The sequence below is a fragment of the Citrobacter sp. TBCS-14 genome (assembly GCF_005280805.1).
In the GTDB taxonomy this organism is placed as follows: domain Bacteria; phylum Pseudomonadota; class Gammaproteobacteria; order Enterobacterales; family Enterobacteriaceae; genus Citrobacter; species Citrobacter gillenii.
In genome coordinates this window covers 467,327-493,782 of record NZ_SZWM01000185.1, presented here as the reverse complement: position 1 = coordinate 493,782, position 26,456 = coordinate 467,327, and the positions used below count along the sequence as shown (strand labels likewise).

General features: G+C 56.0%; 21 protein-coding genes. 13 read left to right on the top strand and 8 right to left on the bottom strand.

Going from position 1 to position 26,456, the window contains the following annotated elements; all coding sequences use genetic code 11:
- Position 1 precedes the first annotated feature (1 nt).
- On the bottom strand, positions 2-2,257 hold the full coding sequence (locus FDX22_RS11040) for a TonB-dependent siderophore receptor (protein ID WP_115259136.1): 2,256 nt from the start codon (positions 2,255-2,257) through the stop codon (positions 2-4).
- A 252-nt stretch (positions 2,258-2,509) separates the two neighbouring features.
- Here FDX22_RS11040 and fes point away from each other — a divergent pair, with 252 nt between their 5' ends.
- The 4 genes from fes (at position 2,510) to wzz(fepE) (ending at position 9,221) form a co-directional block, all read left to right on the top strand.
- Positions 2,510-3,727 (top strand): enterochelin esterase, encoded by a 1,218-nt coding sequence (gene fes, locus FDX22_RS11035; RefSeq protein ID WP_146717247.1) that lies wholly within the window; start codon positions 2,510-2,512, stop codon positions 3,725-3,727.
- A 30-nt stretch (positions 3,728-3,757) separates the two neighbouring features.
- Positions 3,758-3,976: an MbtH family protein gene (locus tag FDX22_RS11030; RefSeq protein ID WP_096757939.1), complete on the top strand. Its 219-nt coding sequence runs from the start codon at positions 3,758-3,760 to the stop codon at positions 3,974-3,976.
- Entirely contained in the window at positions 3,973-7,863 is a 3,891-nt protein-coding gene (gene entF / locus FDX22_RS11025) for an enterobactin non-ribosomal peptide synthetase EntF (RefSeq protein ID WP_146717190.1), read from the top strand. The genes FDX22_RS11030 and entF overlap by 4 nt, the downstream gene beginning before the upstream one ends.
- Positions 7,864-8,087: 224 nt before the next feature.
- Positions 8,088-9,221 (top strand): LPS O-antigen length regulator Wzz(fepE), encoded by a 1,134-nt coding sequence (wzz(fepE), locus tag FDX22_RS11020; protein WP_146717189.1) that lies wholly within the window; start codon positions 8,088-8,090, stop codon positions 9,219-9,221.
- Positions 9,222-9,267: 46 nt separating this feature from the next.
- Here wzz(fepE) and fepC read toward each other — a convergent pair whose 3' ends face one another.
- The 3 genes from fepC to fepD are packed head-to-tail and all read right to left on the bottom strand — an operon-like array spanning position 9,268 to position 12,058.
- Positions 9,268-10,065: an iron-enterobactin ABC transporter ATP-binding protein gene (fepC, locus tag FDX22_RS11015; RefSeq protein ID WP_115259131.1), complete on the bottom strand. Its 798-nt coding sequence runs from the start codon at positions 10,063-10,065 to the stop codon at positions 9,268-9,270.
- Positions 10,062-11,054: an iron-enterobactin ABC transporter permease gene (fepG, locus tag FDX22_RS11010; RefSeq protein WP_186805291.1), complete on the bottom strand. Its 993-nt coding sequence runs from the start codon at positions 11,052-11,054 to the stop codon at positions 10,062-10,064. Before fepG ends, fepC begins: the two co-directional genes overlap by 4 nt.
- Entirely contained in the window at positions 11,051-12,058 is a 1,008-nt protein-coding gene (gene fepD / locus FDX22_RS11005; RefSeq protein ID WP_146717188.1) for a Fe(3+)-siderophore ABC transporter permease, read from the bottom strand. Before fepD ends, fepG begins: the two co-directional genes overlap by 4 nt.
- 110 nt (positions 12,059-12,168) lie before the next feature.
- Here fepD and entS point away from each other — a divergent pair, with 110 nt between their 5' ends.
- Positions 12,169-13,407 (top strand): enterobactin transporter EntS, encoded by a 1,239-nt coding sequence (gene entS / locus FDX22_RS11000; protein ID WP_146717187.1) that lies wholly within the window; start codon positions 12,169-12,171, stop codon positions 13,405-13,407.
- A 27-nt stretch (positions 13,408-13,434) separates the two neighbouring features.
- On the opposite strand, the gene fepB is transcribed toward entS, so the two are convergent.
- The gene (gene fepB / locus FDX22_RS10995) at positions 13,435-14,391 is read right to left on the bottom strand and encodes a Fe2+-enterobactin ABC transporter substrate-binding protein (protein ID WP_117342199.1); all 957 of its coding nucleotides are present in this window, start codon (positions 14,389-14,391) and stop codon (positions 13,435-13,437) included.
- A 187-nt stretch (positions 14,392-14,578) separates the two neighbouring features.
- Here fepB and entC point away from each other — a divergent pair, with 187 nt between their 5' ends.
- The 7 genes from entC (at position 14,579) to FDX22_RS10960 (ending at position 21,990) form a co-directional block, all read left to right on the top strand.
- A complete protein-coding gene (gene entC / locus FDX22_RS10990; RefSeq protein WP_117342200.1) occupies positions 14,579-15,754 on the top strand; it encodes an isochorismate synthase EntC in 1,176 nt (391 codons plus the stop codon).
- Positions 15,755-15,787: 33 nt separating this feature from the next.
- A complete protein-coding gene (gene entE, locus FDX22_RS10985; protein WP_146717186.1) occupies positions 15,788-17,398 on the top strand; it encodes a (2,3-dihydroxybenzoyl)adenylate synthase EntE in 1,611 nt (536 codons plus the stop codon).
- Between the two features lie 12 nt (positions 17,399-17,410).
- Positions 17,411-18,268, top strand: coding sequence for an isochorismatase (locus FDX22_RS10980; protein ID WP_115259126.1), 858 nt, complete (start codon positions 17,411-17,413; stop codon positions 18,266-18,268).
- Positions 18,268-19,023, top strand: a complete 756-nt coding sequence (entA, locus tag FDX22_RS10975) for a 2,3-dihydro-2,3-dihydroxybenzoate dehydrogenase EntA (protein ID WP_117342203.1) — start codon at positions 18,268-18,270, stop codon at positions 19,021-19,023. The genes FDX22_RS10980 and entA overlap by 1 nt, the downstream gene beginning before the upstream one ends.
- A 2-nt stretch (positions 19,024-19,025) precedes the next feature.
- Entirely contained in the window at positions 19,026-19,439 is a 414-nt protein-coding gene (gene entH / locus FDX22_RS10970; RefSeq protein WP_115259979.1) for a proofreading thioesterase EntH, read from the top strand.
- A 184-nt stretch (positions 19,440-19,623) separates the two neighbouring features.
- On the top strand, positions 19,624-21,729 hold the full coding sequence (cstA, locus tag FDX22_RS10965) for a pyruvate/proton symporter CstA (RefSeq protein WP_146717185.1): 2,106 nt from the start codon (positions 19,624-19,626) through the stop codon (positions 21,727-21,729).
- A gap of 63 nt (positions 21,730-21,792) precedes the next feature.
- Entirely contained in the window at positions 21,793-21,990 is a 198-nt protein-coding gene (locus FDX22_RS10960) for a YbdD/YjiX family protein (RefSeq protein ID WP_096757928.1), read from the top strand.
- A 96-nt stretch (positions 21,991-22,086) separates the two neighbouring features.
- On the opposite strand, the gene FDX22_RS10955 is transcribed toward FDX22_RS10960, so the two are convergent.
- Positions 22,087-23,175 (bottom strand): oxidoreductase, encoded by a 1,089-nt coding sequence (locus FDX22_RS10955; RefSeq protein ID WP_146717184.1) that lies wholly within the window; start codon positions 23,173-23,175, stop codon positions 22,087-22,089.
- A 132-nt stretch (positions 23,176-23,307) separates the two neighbouring features.
- On the opposite strand from FDX22_RS10955, the gene FDX22_RS10950 reads away from it, so the two are divergent.
- Positions 23,308-24,468: a pyridoxal phosphate-dependent aminotransferase gene (locus FDX22_RS10950; protein WP_146717183.1), complete on the top strand. Its 1,161-nt coding sequence runs from the start codon at positions 23,308-23,310 to the stop codon at positions 24,466-24,468.
- Here the strand turns inward: FDX22_RS10950 and FDX22_RS10945 are convergent, their stop codons facing one another.
- Positions 24,469-25,086: a ParB/RepB/Spo0J family partition protein gene (locus FDX22_RS10945; protein WP_096757924.1), complete on the bottom strand. Its 618-nt coding sequence runs from the start codon at positions 25,084-25,086 to the stop codon at positions 24,469-24,471.
- Positions 25,071-26,294 (bottom strand): phosphoadenosine phosphosulfate reductase, encoded by a 1,224-nt coding sequence (locus FDX22_RS10940; RefSeq protein WP_146717182.1) that lies wholly within the window; start codon positions 26,292-26,294, stop codon positions 25,071-25,073. Before FDX22_RS10940 ends, FDX22_RS10945 begins: the two co-directional genes overlap by 16 nt.
- Positions 26,295-26,456 lie beyond the last annotated feature (162 nt).

Below are 26,456 nucleotides of genomic sequence, written 5' to 3'. Positions count from 1 at the left end.
ATCAGAAGTGCGTGTTAACGCTCATATACCAGGTGCGGCCCGGTTCGTTATAGGTGTATGCGCCTGCGCCCGCCATATAATTTCCGGTCACAATATCACCCGTGGTCTGGGCATTCCCTTCGCGCCATAGGCGTTTGTCAAAGACGTTATCCACGCCACCGGTCAGGCTGACGTTTTTGGTGACATCCCAGGTCGCGCTCAGGCCGACAATGCTGTACGGGCTAACTTCATCAGCCGAGCTGCCGGTCACTGGTTTGCCCTGGTAATCGTATTTCTTCGGCTGCTGTTTGCCATACCAGGTGAGGGTGGACTGCAAGGACAGATCGTCGCGCGCCTGCCAGCTCAGCGTGGAGTTCAGCGTGTACTGCGGAATAATCGACAGACGTTCACCGGTCTCTTTATTCTTACTTTGCAGCATGTAGGTGATGTTGTTGGTCCAGTTAACGGTTTGGCTAACCGGGACGTTCAACGTACCTTCCAGGCCTTCTACTACCGCTTTAGGAATGTTTTCCCACTGGTAGATATCTGTTTTACCGTTGTTAATACGGTTCAACGGTACGGTACCGGCTTCGATTTTATCTCGGTAATCGTTGCGGAACCAGGTGACTCCAGCCAGCCAGCCGTCGCGTTTGAACTCCAGGCCAATTTCTTTGTTGATGCTGGTTTCCGCTTTCAGGTCGTCGTTGCCCATCATGTAGCAGCCGATGCCGCTGGCGGAACCGGTGGCGTAGCAGCCCTGACCTTTACTGTACAAAATATAGTTCGGGTTGAGCTGGTACAGGCTCGGCGCTTTATAGGCCCGCGCGATGCCCATTTTCAGGGTAAAGTCGTCGCCCAGTCCCTGAGACAGGTTCAGAGACGGACTCCAGTTATTGCCCACGATGCTGTGGTGATCGAAACGCAGGCCCGGCGTCAGCATAGTGCTGTCGGTCAGTTCCATGTTGTTTTCGGCGAACAGAGAGAAGATCTCGGCATCCGAGTACGGGCTGCGGTTGGTGCTGCTAAAACCAGGAATATTACCGCCCATAAAGGTTTGCGAGTTGGACAGCATGTCTTTCATACGCTGCTGGTTCCACTCGGTACCGAGCGTCAGATTTTGGTTGACCAGCAGATCCAGCGGAATGCTGACCTCACTGTGCAGCATGACGTCACTCAGGTCGGCGTCGACATATTTTTGCGACGCTTTCGGATCGAAGATCCCTTCCGTACCGCCAGCTAATCCTTCCGGGGTGCGGGAGTTACGCGTGTGTTCGTACTGTACCCAGTTGCTGGTGGTGACGCCGTTATCCCAGCCGCCGTTCCAGGTCAGGGAGTAGTTCTGGCGATAAAGACGGTTGGTCTCTTTACCGTAGTTATCTTTCACCAACTGGTTGGTGTTGGTGTTTTGGGTGTCACCCGCGTACAGGTTGCCCTGACGGCTGTAACCGGCTTCCAGTTCGAGAGACTGGAGTGGGGCAAAGTCCCATCGCACTACGCCGTTAATGTCTTTGTTGATGACCCCTTCACGACCCGCCGGTAAGGTGTTGGCATAGGTCCCGGTACGTTCTGACTGGTGACCCTGGTTGATGTCCCAGGCGTCAGCCTGCGTTTTATCAAGATTACCATACAGACGGAAGCTGAAATCCCCGCCCAGTGGGCCATTCAGGCTGAAGTTGGTGCGTTTGGTGGAGCCTTCTTCTTTGTGTTCCGGGGCGTTGAAATAGGTATCCCAGGAGCCATGCCACTCGTTGCTGCCTTTTTTGGTGATGATATTCACCACACCACCCGCAGCACCGTTACCGTAACGCGCCGCGGCAGGACCACGCAGCACCTCAATACGTTCGATCATTTCCGGCGGCACCCAGGCGGTATCGCCACGGGTATCACGCTCGCCGCGCCAGCCCTGACGTACGGAGTTGCGGCTGGTGACCGGCTTGCCGTCGATCAGAATCAGGGTGTTTTCTGGCCCCATGCCGCGAATATCAATCTGACGGTTGTTGCCGCGCTGGCCGCTGGTTGAGTTACCGGTCAGGTTAACGCCAGGCATGGTACGGATGATTTCCGCCACATCGCGCGCGGGAGGATTCTTACGGATTTCATCAGCGGTGATGGTGGAAACACCTGGCGCCTGCAGGTTCTGCTGGGCGGCGGTAACGACGATGGTATCTTCATGCGAGACGGCGGTGCTATCGGTTTTATCTTCTGCCATGGCTGGCAGCGCTATCCCGTAAATCCCTAAATTGACCAATAAGGCCAGTGAATGAATCTTGTTGTTCATTGTATGTCCTGCTTTCTTTTAGCCACGTGAACCAATGTGCCGTTGTGGGGCATTTGGCCTGATGTCGCCCGCTCCTGCGAAAACCATCCGTTCCAGAAAAAGTTCGCAGCGCCAGGTCGGTTTATGAGTGGTGAAAAACTGTACGCGCTTCCCACAGCGCGACAATACGCTATTGCAAATGCAAATAGTTATCAATAATATTATCAATATATTTCACGATTAGATTTAAAATTGCACAATAAACATGGGGTTATGACGGTGGCGGCGTTAATGATGGGAAGTGAGGCGTGGTGGCAGTCAAAAAATGGCCCGGAATGGGTGCGTGAGGACAGCGGCGATTACCGCGTGACGTTTTGGTGGCGTGACCCGCAGGGAACGGAAAAACACTCAACAATTCGTCGCGTGTGGGTCTACATTACCGGCGTGACCGACCACCATCAAAATGCCGTTCCCCAGTCGATGCAACGTATTGACGGTACAGATGTTTGGTGCTGGAGCATTACCCTGAACGCCCGCTGGCGCGGCAGTTACTGTTTCATCCCTTCTACACGAGACGACATTTTTGCCACGTTGAACGCAGGCGACACTCCGGACAGAACGTTATTACGCGAAGGCTGGCGACAGTTGCTGCCGCAGGCCATCGCCGATCCCCTCAATCCTCAAAGCTGGCAAGGCGGGCGCGGGCATGCGGTCTCAGCGCTGGAAATGCCCGACGCCCCCGTTCAGCCTGGCTGGGACAGTCCCCAACCTCCGGATTCACCAGCGCTTTGCTTGCAATGGCACAGCGAAAGGTTAGGTAATACGCGCCGCGTGTGGGTGTTTACCACCGGCGAGGCAAATCCCGGGGAACGTCCGCTGGCAGTCCTGCTGGACGGACAGTTTTGGGCGCACAGCATGCCGGTCTGGCCCGCGCTGACCTCACTGACGCGACAACATCTGCTCCCTCCTGCCGTTTATCTCCTGATTGATGCCATCGATACGCCTCATCGCAGTCGCGAGCTGCCGTGCAATGCCGATTTCTGGCTGGCGGTACAACAGGAGTTACTGCCGCTGGTGAACGCGACTGCCGCGTTCAGTGACGATCCGCAGCGCACGGTCGTCGCCGGGCAAAGCTTTGGGGGCTTGTCCTCGCTGTATGCCGGTCTGAACTGGCCGGAACGTTTTGGCTGCGTGCTCAGTCAGTCCGGATCTTACTGGTGGCCGCATCGCGCAGGGCATCAGGATGGGATCGTGATTGAACAACTGAGGGCAGGAACGTTGAGCGCGCAGGGGCTGCGTATTGTTCTGGAAGCCGGAATTCGTGAACCGATTATTTTTCGCGCGAATCAGGCGCTCTTCGCACAGTTACCGCATGCACCACGGTCTATTTTCTGGCGTCAGGTTGAAGGTGGACACGATGCGCTTTGCTGGCGCGGCGGCTTAATGCACGGGCTGATGACGCTCTGGCAGCCGCTCACCGACGCGATTTAACCGGACGATGTTCCACGACAGGAGTTGAGTATGGAATTCAGTAACCCTTTCGATAACCCGCAGGGTCAGTTTTACATTCTGCAAAATCCCCAACGTCAGTTTAGCCTTTGGCCGCAGCAGTGCTCGCTTCCTGCTGGCTGGGCCATCGCATGCGAACCGCAATCCCAGGAAGCCTGCCAGCAATGGCTCGCGGAAAACTGGACCACGCTAACACCTGCAAATTATGCCGATGTACAGGAGGCAGAATGACTCAGCGCTTACCGTTAGTCGCGGCCCAGCCGGGGATCTGGATGGCGGAAAAACTCTCCACGTTGCCTTCAGCATGGAGCGTCGCGCACTACGTGGAATTAACCGGGGAACTGAACGCACCGCTGCTGGCGAAAGCGGTTGTCGTCGGTCTGGGGCATGCTGATACCCTGCGTATGCGGTTTTGCGAAGACAACGGCGAGGTTTGGCAGTGGGTTGATCCAACGTTCACTTTTACGCAACCCGAGATTATCGATGTCCGTGACATGGTCAGTCCGCACGACGCCGCTCGGGCGTTGATGCAGGCTGACTTGCAGCAAGACATTCGTGCCGATGGCGCAAAACCCCTGGTCTGCCATCAACTTATTCAAGTGGCAGATAACCGTTGGTACTGGTATCAGCGCTATCATCATTTGCTGGTGGATGGTTTCAGTTTTCCTGCCATCACCCGCCAGATAGCCGCCATTTACCGCGCATGGCAGCACGGCGAACCGACGCCGGAATCACCTTTTACCCCTTTTGCCGAGGTGGTGGAAGAGTATCAGCAGTATCGCCACAGCGAGGCGTATCAACGTGACGGCGCATTCTGGGCCGGGCAGCGAGAGCAGTTGCCGCCACCGGCTTCGCTGTCGGGCAAACCCCTGCCGGGCCGGGCGACCAGCGCGGATATTATTCGCATGCAGTTGACCGCCCCCGACGGCGTATTCCGCCAGCTTGCCGCGCGCATGCCTGACATTCAGCGTGCGGATTTAGCACTGGCGCTGGTGGCACTATGGTTGGGGCGTTTATGCAGCCGGATGGATTATGCCGCCGGGTTTATTTTCATGCGCCGCATGGGGTCGGCGGCGCTAACGGCAACCGGGCCGGTGTTGAATGTGCTGCCATTCGGTGTGCATCTTGATGCCGCGGAAAGCCTACCTGAACTGGCGAAACGACTGGCCGGGCAGCTCAAGAAGATGCGTCGTCATCAGCGTTATGATGCGGAGCAAATTGTGCGCGACGGCGGCCGAGCGGCCGGTGAAGAGGCGCTGTTTGGTCCGGTACTGAACGTGAAAATCTTTGACTACCAGCTGGATCTTCCCGGCATCCAGGCACAAACCCATACGCTGGCGACCGGGCCGGTTAACGATCTGGAACTGGCGCTGTTCCCGGATGAAAACGGCGGTCTGAGCATTGAAATTCTCGCCAATAAACAGCGTTATGATGAGGCGACGCTGGCGCAACATGCGTCGCGTTTAACCGCGCTGATGGGCCAGTTTGCCGACAACCCGGCGCTGCGCTGCGGCGATGCCGATATGTTGTTGCCGTCAGAGCAAGAACAGCTGGCGCAAATAAACGAGACGGCGATTGATATTCCGTTCACCACGCTCAGCGCGCTGGTGGCGGAACAGGCCGCGAAAACACCGGATGCGCCGGCGCTGGCCGACGCTCGCTATCAGTTCAGCTACCGCGAAATGCGTGAGCAGGTTGTTGCACTGGCGCAGGTGCTGCGTGAACGCGGCGTGCGACCAGGCGACAGTGTTGCTGTGGCCTTACCGCGCTCTGTGTTCCTGACGCTCGCATTACACGGCATTGTGGAAGCGGGTGCCGCCTGGCTGCCGCTGGATACCGGCTATCCGGACGATCGTCTGCGGATGATGCTGGAAGATGCACGTCCTACGTTGTTGATCACTACCGAAGAACAGCTGTCCCGCTTTCGCGATATTCCTGGGCTGGACAGTGTGTGCTATAACGCGCCGCTGCCAACGGAAAATAGCGTCCCGCTGGCGTTATCGCGTCCAGAGCATACCGCTTACATCATCTTTACCTCGGGTTCGACCGGCAGACCAAAGGGGGTGATGGTGGGGCAAACCGCCATCGTTAACCGCCTGTTGTGGATGCAAAATCACTATCCGCTGACCGCCGATGATGTGGTGGCGCAAAAAACGCCATGCAGTTTTGATGTCTCGGTGTGGGAGTTTTTCTGGCCGTTTATTGCGGGCGCAAAGCTGGTGATGGCGGAGCCTGAGGCGCATCGTGACCCGCTGGCGATGCAGCAGTTCTTTGCACATTATGGCGTGACCACCACGCACTTTGTACCGTCGATGTTGGCGGCGTTTGTTGCCTCGCTGACGCCGGAGACGGCGCGGGAAAGCTGCGCCACGTTGAAGCAGGTGTTCTGCAGCGGTGAAGCCCTGCCAGCAGAACTATGCCGCGAGTGGGAACAGTTGACCCACGCACCGCTGCACAATTTGTACGGCCCGACCGAAGCGGCGGTGGATGTCAGCTGGTACCCGGCATGCGGAGATGCGCTTGCCGCCGTGACCGGTAACAGCGTGCCGATTGGCTATCCGGTCTGGAATACGGGCCTGCGGATCCTTGATGCCATGATGCGCCCGGTGCCCGTCGGCGTGGCGGGCGATCTGTACCTGACAGGGATCCAACTGGCGCAGGGGTATCTGGGCCGCCCGGACCTGACGGCAAGTCGTTTTATTGCCGATCCGTTTGCGCCCGGTGAACGCATGTACCGTACCGGGGACGTGGCGCGCTGGCTGGATAATGGTGCGGTGGAATACCTCGGGCGCAGCGATGACCAGCTAAAAATTCGCGGGCAGCGCATTGAACTGGGTGAGATTGATCGGGTAATGCAGACGCTACCGGATGTCGAGCATGCCGTGGCTCATGCCTGCGTATTCAATCAGGCGGTAGCTACCGGCGGCGATGCGCGCCAGCTGGTCGGGTATCTGGTGTCGCATTCGGGGTTACCGCTGGATATTCCCGCACTACAGGCGAGACTGCGTGAAACGCTGCCTGCGCATATGGTGCCGTCCGTGTTATTGCAGCTGGCGGAGTTACCGCTCAGCGCCAACGGTAAGCTGGATCGTAAAGCCTTACCGATGCCGCAGTTGACGCCGCGCACGGCAGGACGCGCGCCATACCCGGGCACGGAGACCACCATTGCCGAGGCCTTTTCCGCGCTGCTGGGCTGTGAAATTAATGATGTAGCAGCAGACTTCTTCGCGCTCGGCGGTCATTCGTTACTGGCGATGAAGCTGGCGGCGCAGTTGAGCCGCGTATTTGAACGTCAGGTGACGCCAGGGCAGGTGATGGTTGCTTCCACCGTTGAACAACTCAGTACGCTGTTGGACAGCAACGATGACGCACAGTCACAGCAACTGGGGTTTGAAGCGCTGCTACCGCTGCGCACCAGCCACGGCCCAACGCTGTTCTGTTTCCATCCAGCGTCCGGCTTTGCCTGGCAGTTTAGCGTGTTATCGCGCTATTTGAACCCTGAGTGGTCAATTACTGGCATTCAGTCGCCACGGCCTAGTGGGCCGATGCAGACGGCAGCAAATCTCGATGAGGTCTGTGAATACCATCTTAAAACGTTGCTGGAGCAGCAGCCTCACGGCCCCTACTATTTACTGGGGTATTCGCTGGGCGGCACGCTGGCGCAGGGTATTGCGGCACGCTTGCAGGCCAGGGGAGAGAAGGTTGCATTCCTGGGGTTGCTGGATACCTGGCCGCCGGAAACGCAAAACTGGCAGGAAAAAGAGGCCAATGGGTTGGATCCTGCCGTATTGGCGGAAATCGAACGCGAACGCGAGGCGTTTCTGGCGGCCCAGCAGGGCAATGCGTCCGACACGCTGTTTAGCACCATTGAAGGTAACTATGCCGATGCGGTGCGTCTGTTAACCACCGCGCACAGCGTGGCTTTTGACGGTCATGCTACGTTGTTTGTGGCCGAACGTACGCTACCGCAGGGCGTCAGCCCTGAACACAGCTGGTCGCCGTGGATAGCCAGTCTGGATATCTACCGTCAGGACTGCGCGCACGTTGATATTATTTCCCCGACAGCGTTTGAGAGTATTGGGCCGATAATAAATGGACTAATCGATAATCATCCATAGGAAATATTTGGTTATTGTATGATTTTAGTAACTCCATAATGCAAGATAAATGTTATGGAGTTGTTTTTTTGTGTCAGTGAGACTTGATTGCAGGCATTAATAAATGCTGAATGTTATTTTTGGTAGCCAGTATGAAGAAAAGAGTGTTTCGGAAATTTCTGACTAGCTGGTAGACTTCGCCTACAGAAGCACATTTCTATAGCGAAGACTTCAGGTTACACAACATGTCATCATTAAAAATAAAGAAAGATAATGATTCAGAATTAGCTGCGTATCCGCAGACTACGGTAAGCGGTAATGAAATTGATTTATTCAACCTGCTCGAGATTTTGTGGCGCGCCAGGAACAAGATTATTGCTACCGTCTTCGCGTTTGCCTGTGTGGGGATTCTGGTGTCTTTCCTGCTTCCGCAGAAATGGACCAGTGAGGCAATTGTCACCCCGGCCGAAGCTGTACAGTGGCAAGGACTCGAGAATACGTTGACCAGTTTACGCGTACTCGATATGGATATTAACGTAAGCCGTGATGATGTATTTAACCTGTTTATCAAGAAATTTCAGTCGCCATCGCTGCTGGAAGAGTACCTGCGCTCTTCACCTTATGTGATGGATCAACTGAAAGGCGCTGATATAGACGAAATGAATTTGCATCGGGCGATAGCACGCCTCAGTGAAAAAATGAAAGCGGTTGATGCAAATCAGGGTAAGAAGAATGAAACCTCGCTGTATACCGCGTGGACGCTAAGCTTTACCGCACCGCTGGCTGAAGAAGCGCAGGCCGTGCTGGCAGGGTATATCCAGTTTATTTCTGACCGTGTTGTGAAAGAAACGCTGGAGAATATTCGCAATAAACTGGCCATCAAAACCAGCTTTGAGAAAGAACGACTGGCGATGGACCGAATCAGACTGAAGAATCAATTGGATGCAAACATTCAGAGATTGAATTACTCACTCGAAATTGCGAATGCGGCTGGGATCAAAAAACCGGTTTACAGTAATGGACAAGCCGTGAAGGACGATCCTGATTTCTCTATTTCGCTGGGTGCGGATGGCATCGCGCGTAAATTAGAAATCGAAAAATCAGTAACCGATGTAGCAGAGATCAACGGTGAATTGCGTAACCGCCAGTATCACGTTGAACAGCTCTTGGCGATGAATGTCAGTGACGTCAAATTCTCACCGTTTAAATATCAACTTGCCTCGTCTCTGCCAGTGAAAAAAGACGGCCCCGCGAAATCCATGATCGTTATTCTGGCGGCGCTGTTGGGGGGAATGACGGCGTGCGGTGGGACGCTGCTGAATTATGCCATGCTATCGCGTAAACGTGATATTGCGATCCTTGGGCAGCAACTGGTGTGATTTATTATTGTATGGCGACGAACACGTCGCCATACAATAAATAACGTTATTTCTGACGCCCGAGAGGCACCACCAGTGGCGTTCCGGCCACCGGGTCGTCAATAATCATGCAGCGCAGTCCGTAGATCTTTTCGATAAGCTGCGGCGTAACAATTTCCTTCGGCGCACCCTCGGCAATAATCTTCCCTTCACGAAGCGCGATTAAATGCGTGGCATAACGGCAGGCCTGGTTGAGATCGTGCAGCACGGCGGCCAGCGTATAGCCCTTCTCGCGGTTTAACTCGCTGAGCAGTTCCAGCAGATCTATTTGATGGCTGATATCCAGCCAGGTGGTCGGCTCGTCAAGCAGCATGATTGACGTTTCCTGCGCCAGCACCATGGCGATCCACGCTCGCTGGCGCTGTCCGCCGGAAAGCGTATCTACGCTTTGTGCTGCCAGGTGGGTGATCCCGGTAGCTTTCATGGCGTTCATCACCGCGTCTTCATCTTCTTTACGCCAGCGGGTGAACAGCGGCTGATGCGGATAACGGCCTCTGGCAACAAGCTCCTGAACGGTAATATCGCCCGGCGTAGTGGCGTTTTGCGCCAGCAGGCCAATGCGGCGCGCCACCTCTTTACTGGCGTAATGTTGAATATGTTCGCCATCCAGCCACACCTTGCCGTGCGCCGGCGTCATCAGACGGCTCAATGTGCGCAGCAGCGTTGATTTCCCGCAGCCGTTGGGGCCAATAATGGCGGTGAAGTGGCCATCGGGGATCGATACGTCGAGGTTTTCTGCCACGGTAAACTTGCCATACCCTAGCGTTAACTGGTCGCCACGCAAACGGGCTACTGATTCGGTCATTTTTTGCGGGACTCCTGAATTAACAAGACGATAAGATAAATACCGCCGAGGCTTACGGTGACAACGCCGACCGGAAGCTGATAAGGCAAAAATAGCTGCTGGGCGCATAAATCGGCTGTCAGCAGTAACAGTGCGCCGCACAGCGCTGACTGGGTTAATCCCCAGCGAGCAGTGCCGCTAAGGCGACGGGCAATATGCGGTGCGACAAGGGCAATAAACGAGATAGGCCCCGCCAGCGCAGTGGCGGCGGCGGTCAGTACTACCGCCACCAGCATCATCATTAAACGCGATCGTTCGACGCTGACGCCCAGCGCACAGGCGCTGTCATCACCCATTTCCAGCAAGCGCAGGCGGCGCACCAGCAGCGTGGCGCACACCAGCATCAGAATAATCAGCGGCGCGGATGGCCAGGTTTTCGCCCAAGTCAGACCATTGAGCGATCCGGCGTTCCACAGTCCGGCCGTCAGCGCGGTTTCTAAGGAGGCTTTCAGTAGCAGCCAGGTGTTAAACGCCACCAGCATGGCGCGAATGCCGATGCCGATGATAATCAGGCGGAACGTTTCTATACCGTTGCGCCAGGCCAGCGCCCAGACGACCAGCGAGGTCAGGACCCCGCCGAGCATGGCCGCCAGCGCAATGGCGGTAAGATGCTGGCCAAACAGCACCATCGCCCCCAGCACGCCGCTCCAGGCGCCGGTATTGAAGCCCATCACGTCCGGGCTGCCCAGCGGGTTACGCATCAGTGACTGGAATATTGCGCCACTGACACCCAGCGCCGCGCCAATCAGTAGTGCCATCAGCACGCGCGGTAAACGCCATTCCGTCACTACCAGCGTAATGTTGCGCGGTGCATCGCCCAGCAGGGCGGCAATGATCTGCTGCGTTTCCAGCGTTACAACGCCGCTACGCAGGCTCCATAATCCGACGGCGATACAACCCACAACCAGCAGCAGGCAACTGATCATCAGTCGACGAGAAAGGTGCATCATGCGCCACCTCCACGCTGCTTACGGCGTACCAGAAAAATAAGCACCGGCGCGCCGATAAACGCACTGACCACCGATACGCGCAGCTCACCGGGCACAAGCAGGCGACCGATAATATCGGCAATTAACAGCAGGGAAGGCGTTGCCAGTAAGGTGACGGGCAGCGACCAGCGGTGATCGGCTCCCACCAGCCAGCGCGCCATATGCGGCATCATCAGGCCGATAAAAGCGATAGGGCCGACAATCGCGGTCGCGCTTCCGCACAGGACGGTGATTACCAGCAGACCGATAAACTGCGTACGGGCGACTTTACTGCCCAGCGCAGTGGCGGTATCTGTGCCCAGACTCAGACTGTTCAGACCACGGCTGAGGAACAGGGCTACGGCTCCGGCGATCAGTACCGGGATCAGGACCACTTTCAGGGTTTGCAGACTGCGAATGTCCAGCGAACCGGCCTGCCAGAAACGCAGTTGATCGTAGACGTCAGGGTTGAGCAGGGCGATGCCGCTGGATAATCCCTCCAGCACTGCCCCCAGCGCCACGCCAGCCAGCGTCAGGCGAACCGGGCTGAGCTGACCACCCCCCTGGCTGCCGGTAAAGGCGACAATCAGCGACGCGGCTAGCGCCCCGGAAAAGGCCATCAGCAGTTGCTCTTGCGGGGAGGAGAAACCGAACAGCGAGGCCCCCAGCACAATGGCGAAGCTGGCACCAGAATTGACGCCAAGAATACCGGGGTCGGCCAGCGGATTCCGGGTCAGCGTTTGCATCAAGGCACCCGCCAGTCCCAGCGCGCCGCCTGCGAGCAATCCTGCCAGCGTACGCGGGAGCCGCGCGTCCAGCACAATGGTGCAATCAGCGCTATGACAACTGCCGGTGAGCGCATCCAGCACCACGGAGGCAGGGAGCGACCTGGCGCCAATAACCAGACTTAATACCGTGGTGACAACAAGTAATAACAACAGTCCGGGCACGGCAAAGGCGCGTGTCGCGGAAACAGAGCATGACATATCAACTATCCTTGATAATGATAGTAATTATCGTTATCGATCTTATTTAGGTATGTTAGCATGTGCAGCCATTGAATGGATATTGAAAAAGTACCTGGTAAGGCTCTGTAATGAATCGACAATCCTGGCTGCTCAATCTCAGCCTGCTAAAGACCCACCCTGCATTTCGCGCCGTTTTCCTTGCCCGTTTTATTTCCATCGTCTCTCTGGGACTACTCGGCGTGGCGGTGCCGGTACAGATCCAGATGATGACCCAGTCGACCTGGCAGGTTGGTTTGTCGGTAACGCTCACCGGCAGCGCGATGTTTATTGGCCTGATGATCGGCGGCGTGCTGGCCGACCGCTATGAGCGTAAAAAAGTGATCCTGCTGGCGCGTGGTACCTGCGGCATTGGTTTTATTGGTCTGTGTCTGAACGCGCTGCTCCCGGAACCGTCGCTGCTGGCAATTTATATCCTCGGTTTATGGGACGGCTTTTTTGCTTCATTGGGCGTTACGGCGCTGCTGGCGGCAACGCCGGCGCTGGTTGGGCGTGAAAACCTGATGCAGGCGGGGGCCATCACCATGCTGACGGTGCGCCTGGGATCGGTGATATCGCCGATGGTAGGTGGGGTACTGCTCGCCACCGGCGGCGTGGCCTGGAACTATGGTCTGGCGGCGGCAGGCACTTTTATTACCTTACTGCCGTTGTTGAGCCTTCCTGCATTACCGCCGCCGCCCCAGCCACGTGAACACCCATTGAAATCCCTGCTGGCAGCATTTCGTTTCCTGCTTGCCAGTCCGCTGATTGGCGGCATTGCGCTGTTGGGCGGCCTGCTGACCATGGCCAGCGCTGTGCGCGTACTTTACCCGGCGCTGGCGATGAGCTGGCAGATGTCGAGCGCCCAGATTGGTCTGCTGTATGCGGCGATCCCGCTGGGTGCCGCCATCGGCGCATTGACCAGTGGGCAGCTGGCGCACAGCGTGCGTCCTGGTTTGATTATGCTGACGTCGACCGTGGCGTCCTTCCTCGCAATTGGTCTGTTTGGACTGATGCCGGTCTGGCAATTGGGCGTGGTCTGCCTGGCGCTGTTTGGCTGGCTGAGCGCGGTGAGTTCTCTGTTGCAGTACACCCTGTTACAGACGCAGACGCCGGAAGCGATGCTCGGGCGTATTAACGGTTTGTGGACCGCACAGAACGTCACCGGTGATACCATCGGCGCAGCGCTGTTAGGCGGTTTGGGTGCGATGATGACGCCGGTCGCGTCGGCAAGCGTCAGTGGATTCGGCCTGGCTATCGTTGGTCTGTTGCTGCTGTTGCTGTTGAGTGAGGTCCGTCGTTTTCGGCAGATGCCGGTGAATGCCGGATAAGGCGTAAACCTCATCCGGCACTAAAGATTAAAACAGTGCGGAGAGGCGTTGCAGCAGCAGCGTGGCGCTGTAGTAATCCAGACGGAAGGTTTCAGTGCCCAGTGCGTAGACGCGTTTATTCTGCACGGCTGGCAGGTGTGCCAACAGCGGGTTCGCGTAAATGGCGTCGGCATCTTTGCTGTCGCCCGCAAACAGGAACAGCGCCTCGCCGTTCAGTCCGGTTGCCAGGTTTTCACCGCCAAGTTGCACAATGTCGTGACGTTTACCCTGACTCTGGCTGGTATGCAGTCCGGCAGGCAGCGGTGCCAGCGTGAAGCCGAGCTGCTCCATCAGTTGGCCCTGCGCAGACTCTGGCGTCCACAGGTTGGCGCTGTGCGCGGCGGCGGTGTACACCAGCGCGCTGACCGGCTGTGGCGGCAGGGTAATGCGCTGCTTAACCGCCTGCAACTGCTTATCAAACTCGGCAATGCGTGCCGCCGCCTGTTGTTCATGCCCGGTGATCTCACCTAACTGCGTCAGCAGCGACTGCCAGCTTTTGTCGTCGTAATTAATAATAAGCGTGGGGGCAATGGTGGACAGCTGATCGTACAGGGCGAGGGCAGAATCACCGCCGGTGGCGCTGATCAGAATCAGGTCCGGCATTTGTGCGGCAACGGCCTCGGCGCTCGGTTCGCCAATATACAGACGGCTCAGCTTGCGGGCTTTTGCCACCTCGCTCCACTGGCGTAAAAAACCCTGTGCGTCGCCGATGCGGTTATTCGGCGTGGTGGCCCCGCTGGCGATAATCGGCGCATCAATGGCCAGCAGCGACCCGGTCAGCGTCACGCTGGTGGAGACAATGCGCTGTGGCTTCTGTTCCAGCGTATGAGTCCCACGGCTGTCGGTGACCTGACGCGGCCAGTCAGCAGCATGGCTTAAAGAAATTCCTGAAAGAGACAGCCCAACCAATAAGAGCGCCGTTCGGTAAAACGCGGGGAGTTGCACGAATAAGCTTCCTGTTATCAATATAGTTAATGCTTCTCATTTTCATTGTTAGCGGGCAGGGATGCAAGCCTAAGTCGCACATTGTGTGACGGCAAGAGTTGACATACCGGCGCTTTGCTTTTAGGTTAGCGACCGAAAATATAAATGATAATCATTATTAAAACCTTTATCATTTTTGGAGGATGATATGGATACGTCACTGGCCGAGGAAATACCGCAGACTATGGCAACACTTGCTCCCGACAGTTTTTTCTTTATGTCGCCGTACCGTAGCTTTACGACGTCAGGATGCTTTGCCCGCTATGCGGAACCGGCAGTTGATGGGGATTCACCGGACAGCCCGTTCCAGCAAAAAATGCACGCCCTGTTTGCCGATGCCAAATCGCAGGGTATCGCTAATCCCATCATGGTTGGGGCCATCCCCTTTGATACCCGCCAGCCATCGTCGCTGTTTATCCCCCGATCCTGGCAGAGCTTCTCCCGCACGGCGAAGCAACAATCGTCGCGCTACTTTACCGCGCATCAGTCACTGAGCGTCGTGGAACGTAAAGCGATTCCCGAGCAGGACGTATTTGAACACATGGTCGCCCAGGCGGCGGCCCGGACCGCCACCCCGGAAGTGGACAAAGTGGTGTTGTCGCGGCTGATCGATATCACCGCCGACGCCAACATTGACAGCGGTGCGCTGCTGGAGCGTCTGGTGGCGCAAAATCCGGCAAGTTACAACTTCCATGTGCCGATCGAAGATGGCGGCGTATTGATCGGCGCCAGTCCGGAGTTGCTGTTACGTAAAGACGGTGACCATTTCAGTTCATTGCCACTGGCGGGTTCGGCGCGGCGTCAGCCGGATGACGTATTGGACAGAGAAGCCGGGATCCGCCTGCTGGCCTCCGAGAAAGACCGCCATGAACACGATCTCGTGACGCAGGCTATGAAAACGGTACTGCGCGATCGCAGTCGTGAATTGCAACTGCCGTCTTCTCCTCAACTGGTCACCACACCCACGCTCTGGCATCTCGGTACGCCATTTGAGGGTCAAGCTAATCCCGAGGAAAACGCCCTGACGCTGGCCTGCCTGCTGCATCCGACGCCAGCGCTGAGCGGTTTTCCACATCACGTTGCGCAGAAACTGATTGCCGAGCTGGAGCCGTTCGAGCGCGAACTGTTTGGCGGCATTGTCGGCTGGTGTGATGCGCAGGGCAATGGCGAGTGGGTGGTGACGATCCGCTGCGCGAAGCTGTTGCGTAATCAGGTGCGTTTCTTCGCCGGTGCCGGCATTGTGCCTGCCTCTTCCCCGGTTGCCGAATGGCGTGAAACGGGTGCCAAGCTTTCGACCATGTTGAATGTTTTTGGACTGCATTAAGAGCCTTATTGACCAGGCCTCTAAGGAGCGATAATGAGTATTCCTTTCACCCGTTGGCCGGAAGAATTTGCCCGCCGTTACCGTGAAAAAGGCTACTGGCAGGATCTGCCGCTGACCGACATTCTGACCCGTCATGCCGACAGTGACCATACGGCGGTGATTGATGGAGCGCGGCATCTGAGCTACCGCCAGCTTAACCAGGCAGCAGACAATCTTGCCAGCAGCCTGCGTCGTCAGGGCATTAAACCCGGTGAAACCGCGCTGGTGCAGTTGGGCAATGTGGCGGAGCTGTATATCACCTTCTTTGCGCTGCTCAAGCTGGGCGTGGCTCCGGTTTTTGGGTTGTACAGCCATCAACGCACTGAGCTCAACGCCTACGCGACGCAAATCAAACCGGTGCTGCTGATTGCTGACCGCGCACATGCGCTGTTTGCTGCGGATGATTTCCTGAACGCATTTGTGAGTGATCACAGCTCGCTACGCGTGGTGCTGCTGCTCAATGACGAGGGTGAACACAACCTGCAAAATGCGATAAGCCAGCCTGCTCACAATTTTACCGCCACGCCATCGCCTGCCGATGAAGTGGCGTATTTCCAACTTTCCGGTGGCACCACCGGGACGCCGAAGCTGATCCCGCGTACCCATAACGATTATTACTACAGTGTGCGGCGCAGCAACGAAATTTGCCATTTTACCGAAGAAACGCGCTATCTGTGTGCGATCCCGGCCGCGCATAACTACGCCATGAGCTCACCGGGCGCGCTGGGCGTGTTCCTCGCCGGTGGAACCGTGGTGCTGGCGACGGACCCGAGCGCCACGCTGTGCTTCCCGCTGATTGAGAAGCATCAGGTTAACGTCACGGCGCTGGTTCCCCCGGCGGTAAGCCTGTGGCTGCAGGCGATTGCAGAATGGGGCAGTCATGCGCAACTGGCATCGCTGAAACTGTTGCAGGTCGGTGGGGCGAGGCTTTCTGCTTCGCTTGCCGCCCGTATTCCGGCAGAGATCGGCTGTCAGTTACAGCAGGTCTTCGGCATGGCGGAAGGGCTGGTGAACTACACCCGTCTGGACGACAGTCCTGAGCGAATCATCAATACCCAGGGACGTCCGATGTGCCCGGATGACGAGGTCTGGGTGGCCGATGCCGACGGTAATCCTTTGCCGCAGGGTGAGACCGGACGCCTGATGACGCGCGGGCCGTATACCTTCCGCGGCTATTTCAACAGTCCTGAACACAACGCCAGCGCCTTTGATGCCAACGGGTTCTACTGCTCAGGCGACCTGATCGCCATCGATCATGATGGTTACATCACCGTACAAGGGCGCGAGAAGGATCAGATCAACCGGGGCGGGGAGAAGATCGCCGCCGAAGAGATAGAAAACCTGTTACTGCGCCACCCGGCGGTGGTTCATGCGGCGCTGGTCAGCGTGGACGATGAGTTGATGGGCGAGAAAAGCTGTGCCTGTCTGGTGGTGAAAGAACCGCTGCGCGCAGTTCAGGTGCGTCGTTTCCTGCGTGAGCAGGGCGTGGCGGAGTTCAAATTACCGGACCGCGTCGAGTGCGTGGCGTCGCTGCCGCTAACCCCGGTTGGGAAAGTGGATAAAAAACAATTACGTCAGTGGCTGGCATCACGTTCACTGGCCTGAAGGAGAAAAGAGATGGCAATTCCTAAACTGCAGGCTTATGCGCTGCCCACCGCGCTTGATGTTCCCGCCAATAAAGTTGACTGGGCGTTTGAACCCGAGCGTGCTGCGCTGCTGATCCACGACATGCAGGACTATTTTATCGGTTTTTGGGGCGATAACTGCCCGATGATGGAGCAGGTAGTGGCTAATATCGCCGCGCTGCGCCAGTACTGCAAAGCGCATAACATTCCGGTCTATTACACTGCCCAGCCGAAAGATCAAAGCGATGAAGACCGTGCCCTGTTGAACGATATGTGGGGACCGGGGCTGACGCGCTCGCCGGAACAGCAGAAGATTGTCGACGCGCTGGCCCCGGACGAAGCGGATACAATCCTGGTGAAATGGCGCTACAGCGCGTTTCATCGCTCCCCGCTGGAACAGATGCTGAAAGAAACTGGGCGTAATCAGCTGATTATTACCGGCGTCTACGCGCATATTGGCTGTATGACCACCGCAACCGACGCGTTCATGCGCGACATTAAGCCGTTTATGGTGGCCGATGCGTTGGCTGACTTTAGCCGCGACGAACACCTGATGTCGCTGAAATATGTTGCCGGACGCTCTGGTCGGGTGGTGATGACGCAGGAACTCTTGCCAACGCCGGTGCCTGCCAGCAAAGAGGCGCTACGCAGCGTTATTCTGCCGTTGCTGGATGAATCCGATGAGCCGCTGGATGACGAAAATCTGATCGACTACGGTCTGGATTCGGTACGGATGATGGCGCTGGCCGCCCGCTGGCGTAAAGTGCATGGCGATATCGACTTCGTGATGCTGGCGAAAAATCCGACCATTGACGCCTGGTGGAAACTGCTTTCCCGCGAGGTGAAGTAATGGTTGGGTTTGATTTCACAGGCAAAACCGTCTGGGTTACCGGCGCAGGAAAAGGCATTGGTTACACCACGGCGCTGGCGTTTGTTGACGCGGGTGCGCGGGTGACTGGCTTCGATCTGGCGTTTGACGGTGAAGCTTATCCGTTTGCCACCGAGGTAATGAATGTGGCGGATGCACCGCAGGTGGCGCAGGTGTGCGAGCGCTTGCTGGCGAACACCGAGCGGCTGGACGTGCTGGTCAACGCCGCCGGGATTTTACGTATGGGGCCAACCGACGCGCTGAGCGCTGAGGACTGGCAGCAGACCTTCGCTGTCAATGTGGGCGGCGCGTTCAATCTGTTTCAGCACACCATGGCGCAGTTTCGCCGCCAGCAGGGCGGGGCGATAGTCACCGTTGCATCGGATGCGGCACATACGCCACGCATCGGTATGAGCGCTTACGGCGCGTCAAAAGCCGCGCTGAAAAGCCTGGCATTGACCGTCGGTCTGGAACTGGCTACGAGTGGCGTGCGCTGTAATGTGGTTTCGCCGGGGTCGACCGACACCGATATGCAACGTACGCTGTGGGTCAGTGACGACGCCGAACAGCAGCGTATTCGCGGATTTGGCGAACAGTTTAAGCTCGGCATTCCGTTGGGTAAGATTGCTCGTCCGCAGGAAATCGCCAACACTGTCTTATTTCTCGCCTCCGATCTGGCCAGCCATATCACCTTGCAGGATATCGTGGTGGACGGCGGCTCGACGCTGGGAGCGTAATGATGATCTGGAAACGACACCTCACGCTCGATGAACTCAATGCCACCAGCCAGAACACGTTGGTGGCGCATTTAGGCGTGGTCTATACCCGGCTGGGCGATGACGTGTTGGAAGCTGAAATGCCGGTGGACCATCGTACCCATCAGCCGTTTGGTCTGCTGCACGGTGGCGCGTCGGCGGCACTGGCGGAAACGCTGGGATCGATGGCGGGCTACATGATGACCCGTGACGGACAGTGCGTGGTTGGTACGGAACTCAATGCTACCCACCATCGTGCGGTATCGCAGGGAAAAGTGCGCGGCGTTTGTCAGCCGCTGCATCTCGGGCGGCAGAACCAAAGCTGGGAGATCGTGATTTTTGATGAGCAAGGACGGCGCTGCTGTACCTGTCGCTTAGGCACGGCGGTGATGGGGTGACATTGCCGACAACGTAAAATGAAATTGCAGGCTTAACAGGTAAATGAAGTGATCTAGTTAACAATGCAATGTAAATAGTCAGTGGAGTCTCGGGTTTATGTGGTTGTCAGGTTGTTAAATTCAGGAAAGGTGTTATAGAAACAAAATGTAACATCTTTCTGGATCACGCAAACGGACAACAACCATGAATAAATCAGGGAAATACCTTCTCTGGACATTGCTCTCCGTTATCGGAGCATTTGCCCTGGGATATATTGCGTTAAACCGTGGTGAACAGATCAACGCGCTGTGGATTGTGGTGGCGTCGGTCTGTGTCTATCTTATTGCCTACCGTTTTTATGGCCTGTACATCGCGAAAAATGTGCTGGCACTGGACCCGACGCGTATGACGCCAGCCGTGCGGCATAACGACGGTCTGGATTACGTTCCTACCGATAAAAAAGTATTGTTTGGTCACCACTTTGCGGCGATTGCCGGAGCGGGTCCGTTAGTCGGACCGGTGCTGGCAGCGCAAATGGGCTACCTGCCGGGCATGATCTGGCTACTGGCCGGGGTGGTACTGGCGGGCGCGGTGCAGGACTTTATGGTGCTGTTTGTCTCCACCCGTCGCGATGGCCGTTCCCTGGGCGAACTGGTGAAAGAAGAGATGGGCCCAACGGCGGGTGTGATTGCGCTGGTGGCCTGTTTTATGATCATGGTGATTATCCTCGCGGTGTTGGCGATGATCGTCGTGAAAGCGCTGACCCACAGCCCGTGGGGAACCTACACCGTAGCGTTTACCATCCCGCTGGCGATCTTTATGGGCATTTACCTGCGCTATCTGCGTCCGGGTCGCATTGGTGAGGTGTCGATTATCGGCCTGGTATTCCTGGTGTTTGCCATTATTTCCGGCGGCTGGGTGGCTGAAAGCCCAACCTGGGCACCGTACTTTGACTTTACCGGTGTACAGCTGACCTGGATGCTGGTGGGTTACGGCTTCGTGGCCGCCGTACTGCCGGTGTGGCTGCTGCTGGCACCGCGTGACTACCTGTCTACCTTCCTGAAGATTGGTACTATTGTCGGTCTGGCGGTGGGCATTCTGATCATGCGTCCAACGCTGACCATGCCTGCGCTGACCAAATTCGTTGACGGTACCGGTCCGGTGTGGACGGGCAACCTGTTCCCATTCCTGTTTATTACCATTGCCTGCGGGGCGGTTTCTGGCTTCCATGCGCTGATTGCGTCCGGCACCACGCCGAAGATGCTGGCAAATGAAGGGCAGGCTTGTTTTATCGGCTACGGCGGGATGCTGATGGAGTCCTTTGTCGCCATCATGGCGCTGGTCTCTGCGTGTATCATCGATCCGGGCGTGTACTTTGCGATGAACAGCCCGATGGCGGTGCTGGCACCTGCAGGCTCGGTGGATGTGGTCGCTTCTGCGGCGCAGGTGGTCAGTAGCTGGGGCTTTGCCATTACCCCGGATACCCTGCATCAAATCGCTAACGAAGTGGGCGAGCAATCCATTATTTCTCGTGCGGGCGGTGCGCCTACGTTGGCGGTAGGGATGGCGTACATTCTGCACGGTGCGCTGGGTGGCATGATGGATGTGTCGTTCTGGTATCACTTCGCTATTCTGTTCGAAGCCCTGTTTATTCTGACCGCGGTCGATGCCGGTACGCGTGCTGCACGCTTTATGTTGCAGGACCTGTTGGGCGTGGTGTCACCAGGCCTGAAGCGTACTGATTCACTGCCTGCGAACCTGTTGGCAACGGCGCTGTGCGTGCTGGCCTGGGGTTACTTCCTGCACCAGGGCGTGGTGGATCCATTAGGCGGTATCAACACCCTGTGGCCGCTGTTTGGTATCGCCAACCAGATGCTGGCTGGCATGGCGCTGATGCTGTGTGCGGTGGTACTGTTCAAGATGAAACGTCAGCGCTACGCATGGGTGGCGCTGGTGCCAACCGCCTGGCTGCTGATTTGTACTCTGACCGCCGGCTGGCAGAAAGCGTTTAGCCCGGATACCAAAATTGGCTTCCTGGCGATCGCCAACAAGTTCCAGGCGATGATCGACAGCGGTAACATTCCGGCGCAATACACCCAGTCGCAGCTTTCACAATTGGTGTTTAACAACCGTCTGGATGCTGGACTGACCATCTTCTTCATGGTGGTGGTGGTGGTTCTGGGTCTGTTCGCCATTAAAACGGCGAGGGCTGCGCTGAAAGAGGACAAACCGACGTCAAAAGAAACGCCGTACGAACCGATGCCAGAGAATGTCGAAGAGATCGTGGCGCAGGCGAAAGGCGCGCACTAATATTCTCATAACCCACAAGCCCTCTCCGCAGCGGGGAGGGCGTTTGCATGACAGGGAATGACTATGTTTGAAACACTCGCAAAAGCCGGGAAATATTTAGGTCAAACCGCCCGCCTGATGATTGGCGTGCCGGATTATGACAACTATGTTGAGCATATGCGCGTCACGCACCCGGAGCAGGCGCCGATGACCTACGAAGAATTCTTCCGTGAGCGTCAGGATGCGCGCTATGGGGGCAAAGGCGGCGCGAAGTGCTGTTGATTTTTTGCCGGATGGCGCTGACGCTTATCCGGCCTACAACACCGCATTGCGTAGGCCTGATAAGGCGAAGCCGCCATCAGGCAACCCACATCGCACTCACACCGTAAACGATTCCACCTTCTCAAACGCCGCGCGCAGGGTTTCTGGTGTTAACGTGACCGGCAGTGCGTGAATGGATTCCACCGGGCGCAATGTGTGCGCAATCACCTTATCGATCTCAGCACGGTTATTTATATCCACGTCTAACTGGGCCAACCGGGTGGGTAAATTGAAACGCTGGTAGGCTGAAGTGAGTTGAGCCAGTACATCGTCTTGCCCCAGCAGCGCACTCTGTACCAGGATGCCGTAGGCCACTTTGGTACCGTGTAAAAACGCCTCCGTCTGCGGGAGCACCGTCAGACCGTTATGCACCGAATGTGCCGCCGCCACGCGGGTGTAACGCTCGCCCAGACCGCCCACCATGCCGCCGCCGGCAATGATTGCATCCACCACATCGCAAAACGCCTGACTCAGTTTCCCCTGCTTTTTATCAGCCAGCGCCTGTTCGCTGTATTCCAGCAGCACGTCGCGAATAGCCAGCGCGCCGTTGATCCCCAGACGCACGGTCAGCGGCAACGTTTCAGGCTGCGGTGCCAGCACGACTGCTTCGTACCACTTCGCCAGCGTGTCGCCGATGCCCGCCAGTAAGTATTCCTCTGGTGCATTGAGGATTATCTGCGGCTCCACCAGCACCAGAAAGTTGGCGTCATCGAAAATGTCGAAGTGCAGCGCCTGACCGGCATCGTTGTACCACACGGAGAGCGGCGTCCAGGCCGCGCAGGTCGCGGCAATGGTTGGGATCGCCACGAAAGGCAAACCGAGACGACGGGCCAGTGCTTTGGCGGTGTCGAGTAATGTGCCGCCGCCCACGCCAATCACCACGCTGCGGTGATCACCGGCATCTTCTGCCAGTTGCTGAACGTCTGTTTCGCTGCAATGACCGGTAAACAGCAGGTGCTTTGCCCCGTCACAATTAAATGCGCCAGGCAGATAGGGACGGGCAGCGGCGATAGCACGCTCGCCATACACCCAGACGGCGCGCGACAGTATGTCGGCGGTGAAGAAATCATGCAGTCTGGACAGGCTGCCGGTATGGGAAAAGTAATTGGCCGGGCCGACGACGACGCGAATTTCGCTCTGACTCATGTTGTGTTGTCCTTTTGGCTGTCCTGTCCACGCAGGTTATTTTTATATGGACGTCTAAACGTCTTGATTGCCAAATACTAACATCGTGTTATAGTGGCTTCAACCACAACATCACACGTCAGGATAACAATAATGAGTAATAACTCGCTGATTGTGCAAAGCAAACTCCCCAATTTAGGCACTACCATATTCTCGCAAATGAGCGCCCTGGCACAGGAACATCAGGCGATTAACCTGTCGCAGGGATTCCCGGATTTTGACGGTCCGCACTATCTGCAAGAACGCCTGGCGTACCATGTAGCGCAAGGGGCGAACCAATATGCCCCCATGACAGGTGTGCAGTCGCTGCGTGAAGCCATCGCCGACAAAACCGCCGAGTTATACGGCTATAAACCGGATGCTGACAGTGAGGTTACGGTGACGGCGGGAGCGATGGAAGCATTGTACTCGGCGATTACGGCCTTAGTGCGACCCGGCGATGAGGTGATTTGTTTTGACCCGAGCTATGACAGCTATGCGCCCGCGGTGGCGCTATCTGGTGGCGTGGTTAAACGTATCGCGCTGCAGCCGCCATCTTTTCGCGTGGACTGGCAGGCATTTACCGCGTTGTTGAGCGACAGGACCCGACTGGTGATCCTCAACACACCGCATAACCCCTCTGCCACCGTCTGGCAAAAAGCAGACTTTGATGCTCTGTGGCAGGCCATTAAAGCACGCGATATTTTTGTGGTAAGCGATGAAGTCTATGAACACATCTGCTTTGCCGCGCAAGGGCATGCCAGCGTGCTGGCACATCCGCAGCTGCGCGAGCGTGCGGTTGCGGTCTCATCATTCGGCAAAACCTACCATATGACCGGATGGAAGGTTGGGTACTGTGTGGCGCCAAAAAACATCAGCGTCGAATTACGTAAGGTACACCAGTATTTGACCTTCTCGGTCAATACGCCAGCGCAGTTGGCACTGGCGGATATGCTGCGGGCCGACCCAACGCATTACCGCGACCTGCCCGCGTTTTATCAGCGAAAACGTGATGTGCTGGTGAACGCACTCCGTGACAGTCGTTTGGACATTTTGCCCTGCGAAGGGACGTATTTTTTGCTGATCGATTACAGTGCCGTCTCGGATCTCGATGATGTGGCGTTTTGCCAGTGGCTGACCAAAGAGGTGGGGGTAGCAGCGATCCCTCTGTCAGTTTTTTGCGCCGATCCTTTCCCACACAAGTTGATTCGCCTGTGTTTTGCCAAGCAGGAATCGACGCTGTTGGCGGCAGCAGAACGCCTGGCCGCGCTGTAGTTACTTCACCGTCCAGGCTTTGGAGAATCGGCGGTCGGCGAACAATTCTTGCAGACCGTTGATTTGCTTGAGACGTAATACCTCATCACTGTCCATCCCGAGGTCTTTACCGATTTTTTCTTCACTCCAGCCGAGGAGTGATAATTCACGGACAATTTCAGACATGGCGTGGATTTGATGCCGTCCGCGAGCACGGTTGTGACGAATCGTTGCCGCCATGCGTTCATGGCGTTCACGCTGCAAGCAAGTGATGGGTAAATAACCTTTTAGTCGGGATCTCAGCGAGGGTTTGCTTTTGCCTAATTCATGTCGATGAAAACCATCAATGATTTCATATTCTTCTTCCGTTGAGTGAACCACAACGATGGGTTGGGTAAATCCATCTGCCTCGATGGATTTCAGCAGCAGTCTTTTCTCCGGCGGCGCCACGTTATTAGGGTTGTAGTCGTTAGGCGTAATATGATTTCCTTCGACCCATAACACACAATCTACCGGCTCTTCGCGAAAAGGACTGACGCTGTGGATGGCTATTCTGAATTCATTTATGGCCTCAATTCGCTCTTTTTCGGGGAGTTCAGAAAGAAAACCGAGGAGCTCCTGTGTTAATCGTTGTTGCATAAAATCCCCCATTCCTGACGTTTTGTTTTCATGCGTTCGTTATAGCGTTGGTAGCTTTTTGACTTTGTTGGACTAAAAGAAAGCGCCCGACACCAGTAATCATTATTCAGCAGGACTTTGCAGATCCGTCGCCATGAGGGGATATCTTTGGACCCAATATCACCGTCTTGATTTTGCGGGATATCGGTCATACCTTTTTTCTTATACCACTGAATATAGACGGCGATTTTGTTGCGATAGTGCTCAGCTGTCTGTTCTGGCATGCTGTTTAGTAGCAGCATGGCGTACTCTTGCCAGCTTAAATGATCCGGTTTTAATATTTTCCGGTGTCCGTAAAAATGGTTGTCATGACCGGCATAAATACCCCCACTTTTAACGCCGCTCACGCGGGCGCACATGGCTGCCCATCGCTGCGGTTCAATAACGTGATAGAGCCAAAGGCCCTGGCGTTGTTCCGGGCCAAAGGGTTCGCAAATGCGCATGTATCGCGTCGGGACACCGGCCTGGTACATCAGGTTATACAAGGGGTTGCATGTCATATTTGTTTTAGCAAACCAGGTCCAGATATCGGCCGTTTTCCAATCATAGATGGGATAAATGTACCAGGTATGTCCCCCAGGAGCAGCGGTGGTCCAGGGTTTATCATCGGCAAACCGCTGCTTATGTGAATTGGCAATCGCGACAAAGCGATTATATGACTCGTCGGCACGGATCCCGACCAGCATTGCGGCCGGCCGCTTTTCTGAAAACCAGTCAGCGAACTCGCGAACGAATTGTTCAAAGGTCATTCCGGTCTGATAGAAATGGAAGAACTGGGGATCGGTAATGGCATCTGCTGGCGGTTGGCGAACCCATTGCGTATTCGGCTCCCAGCACTGCCATTCCGGCTGAAATTGCGAGAGTGAATTTTGCGTGGTTAACGGCAAGGCGACCCAATAAAACCGTTCAATAACGTCGGAGTAATGTTCGCGCAATGCCTGCACATAGTCGATAGTGCAGGAAAACTGGGCCTCCCAGTCGATAAATAATACGTGAATTTTTTTATGCATCTGACGGGCCAGTGTGGCCGTCAGATGCAACATCACCCCTGAATCTTTGCCACCTGATAATGAAACACAAATGCGCGGCAGCGTTTCCAGCGTCCACGTAATGCGCTCCTGAGCGGCTTCAAGTACATTTTTACTTAGCGGTATTTTATAAACAGACATATCAAGCTCAGGTCGTAACTTTATTATTTTTATACATAATAAATGGTTGCAATAAGATATGCTAATTTACGGGTCACGCAACTTTTTTAAATATATTTACTTGGTGTATGGGTTCCATTGATTCATATCGCGCATGCATTGAATTAAAAAATAAACGATGTT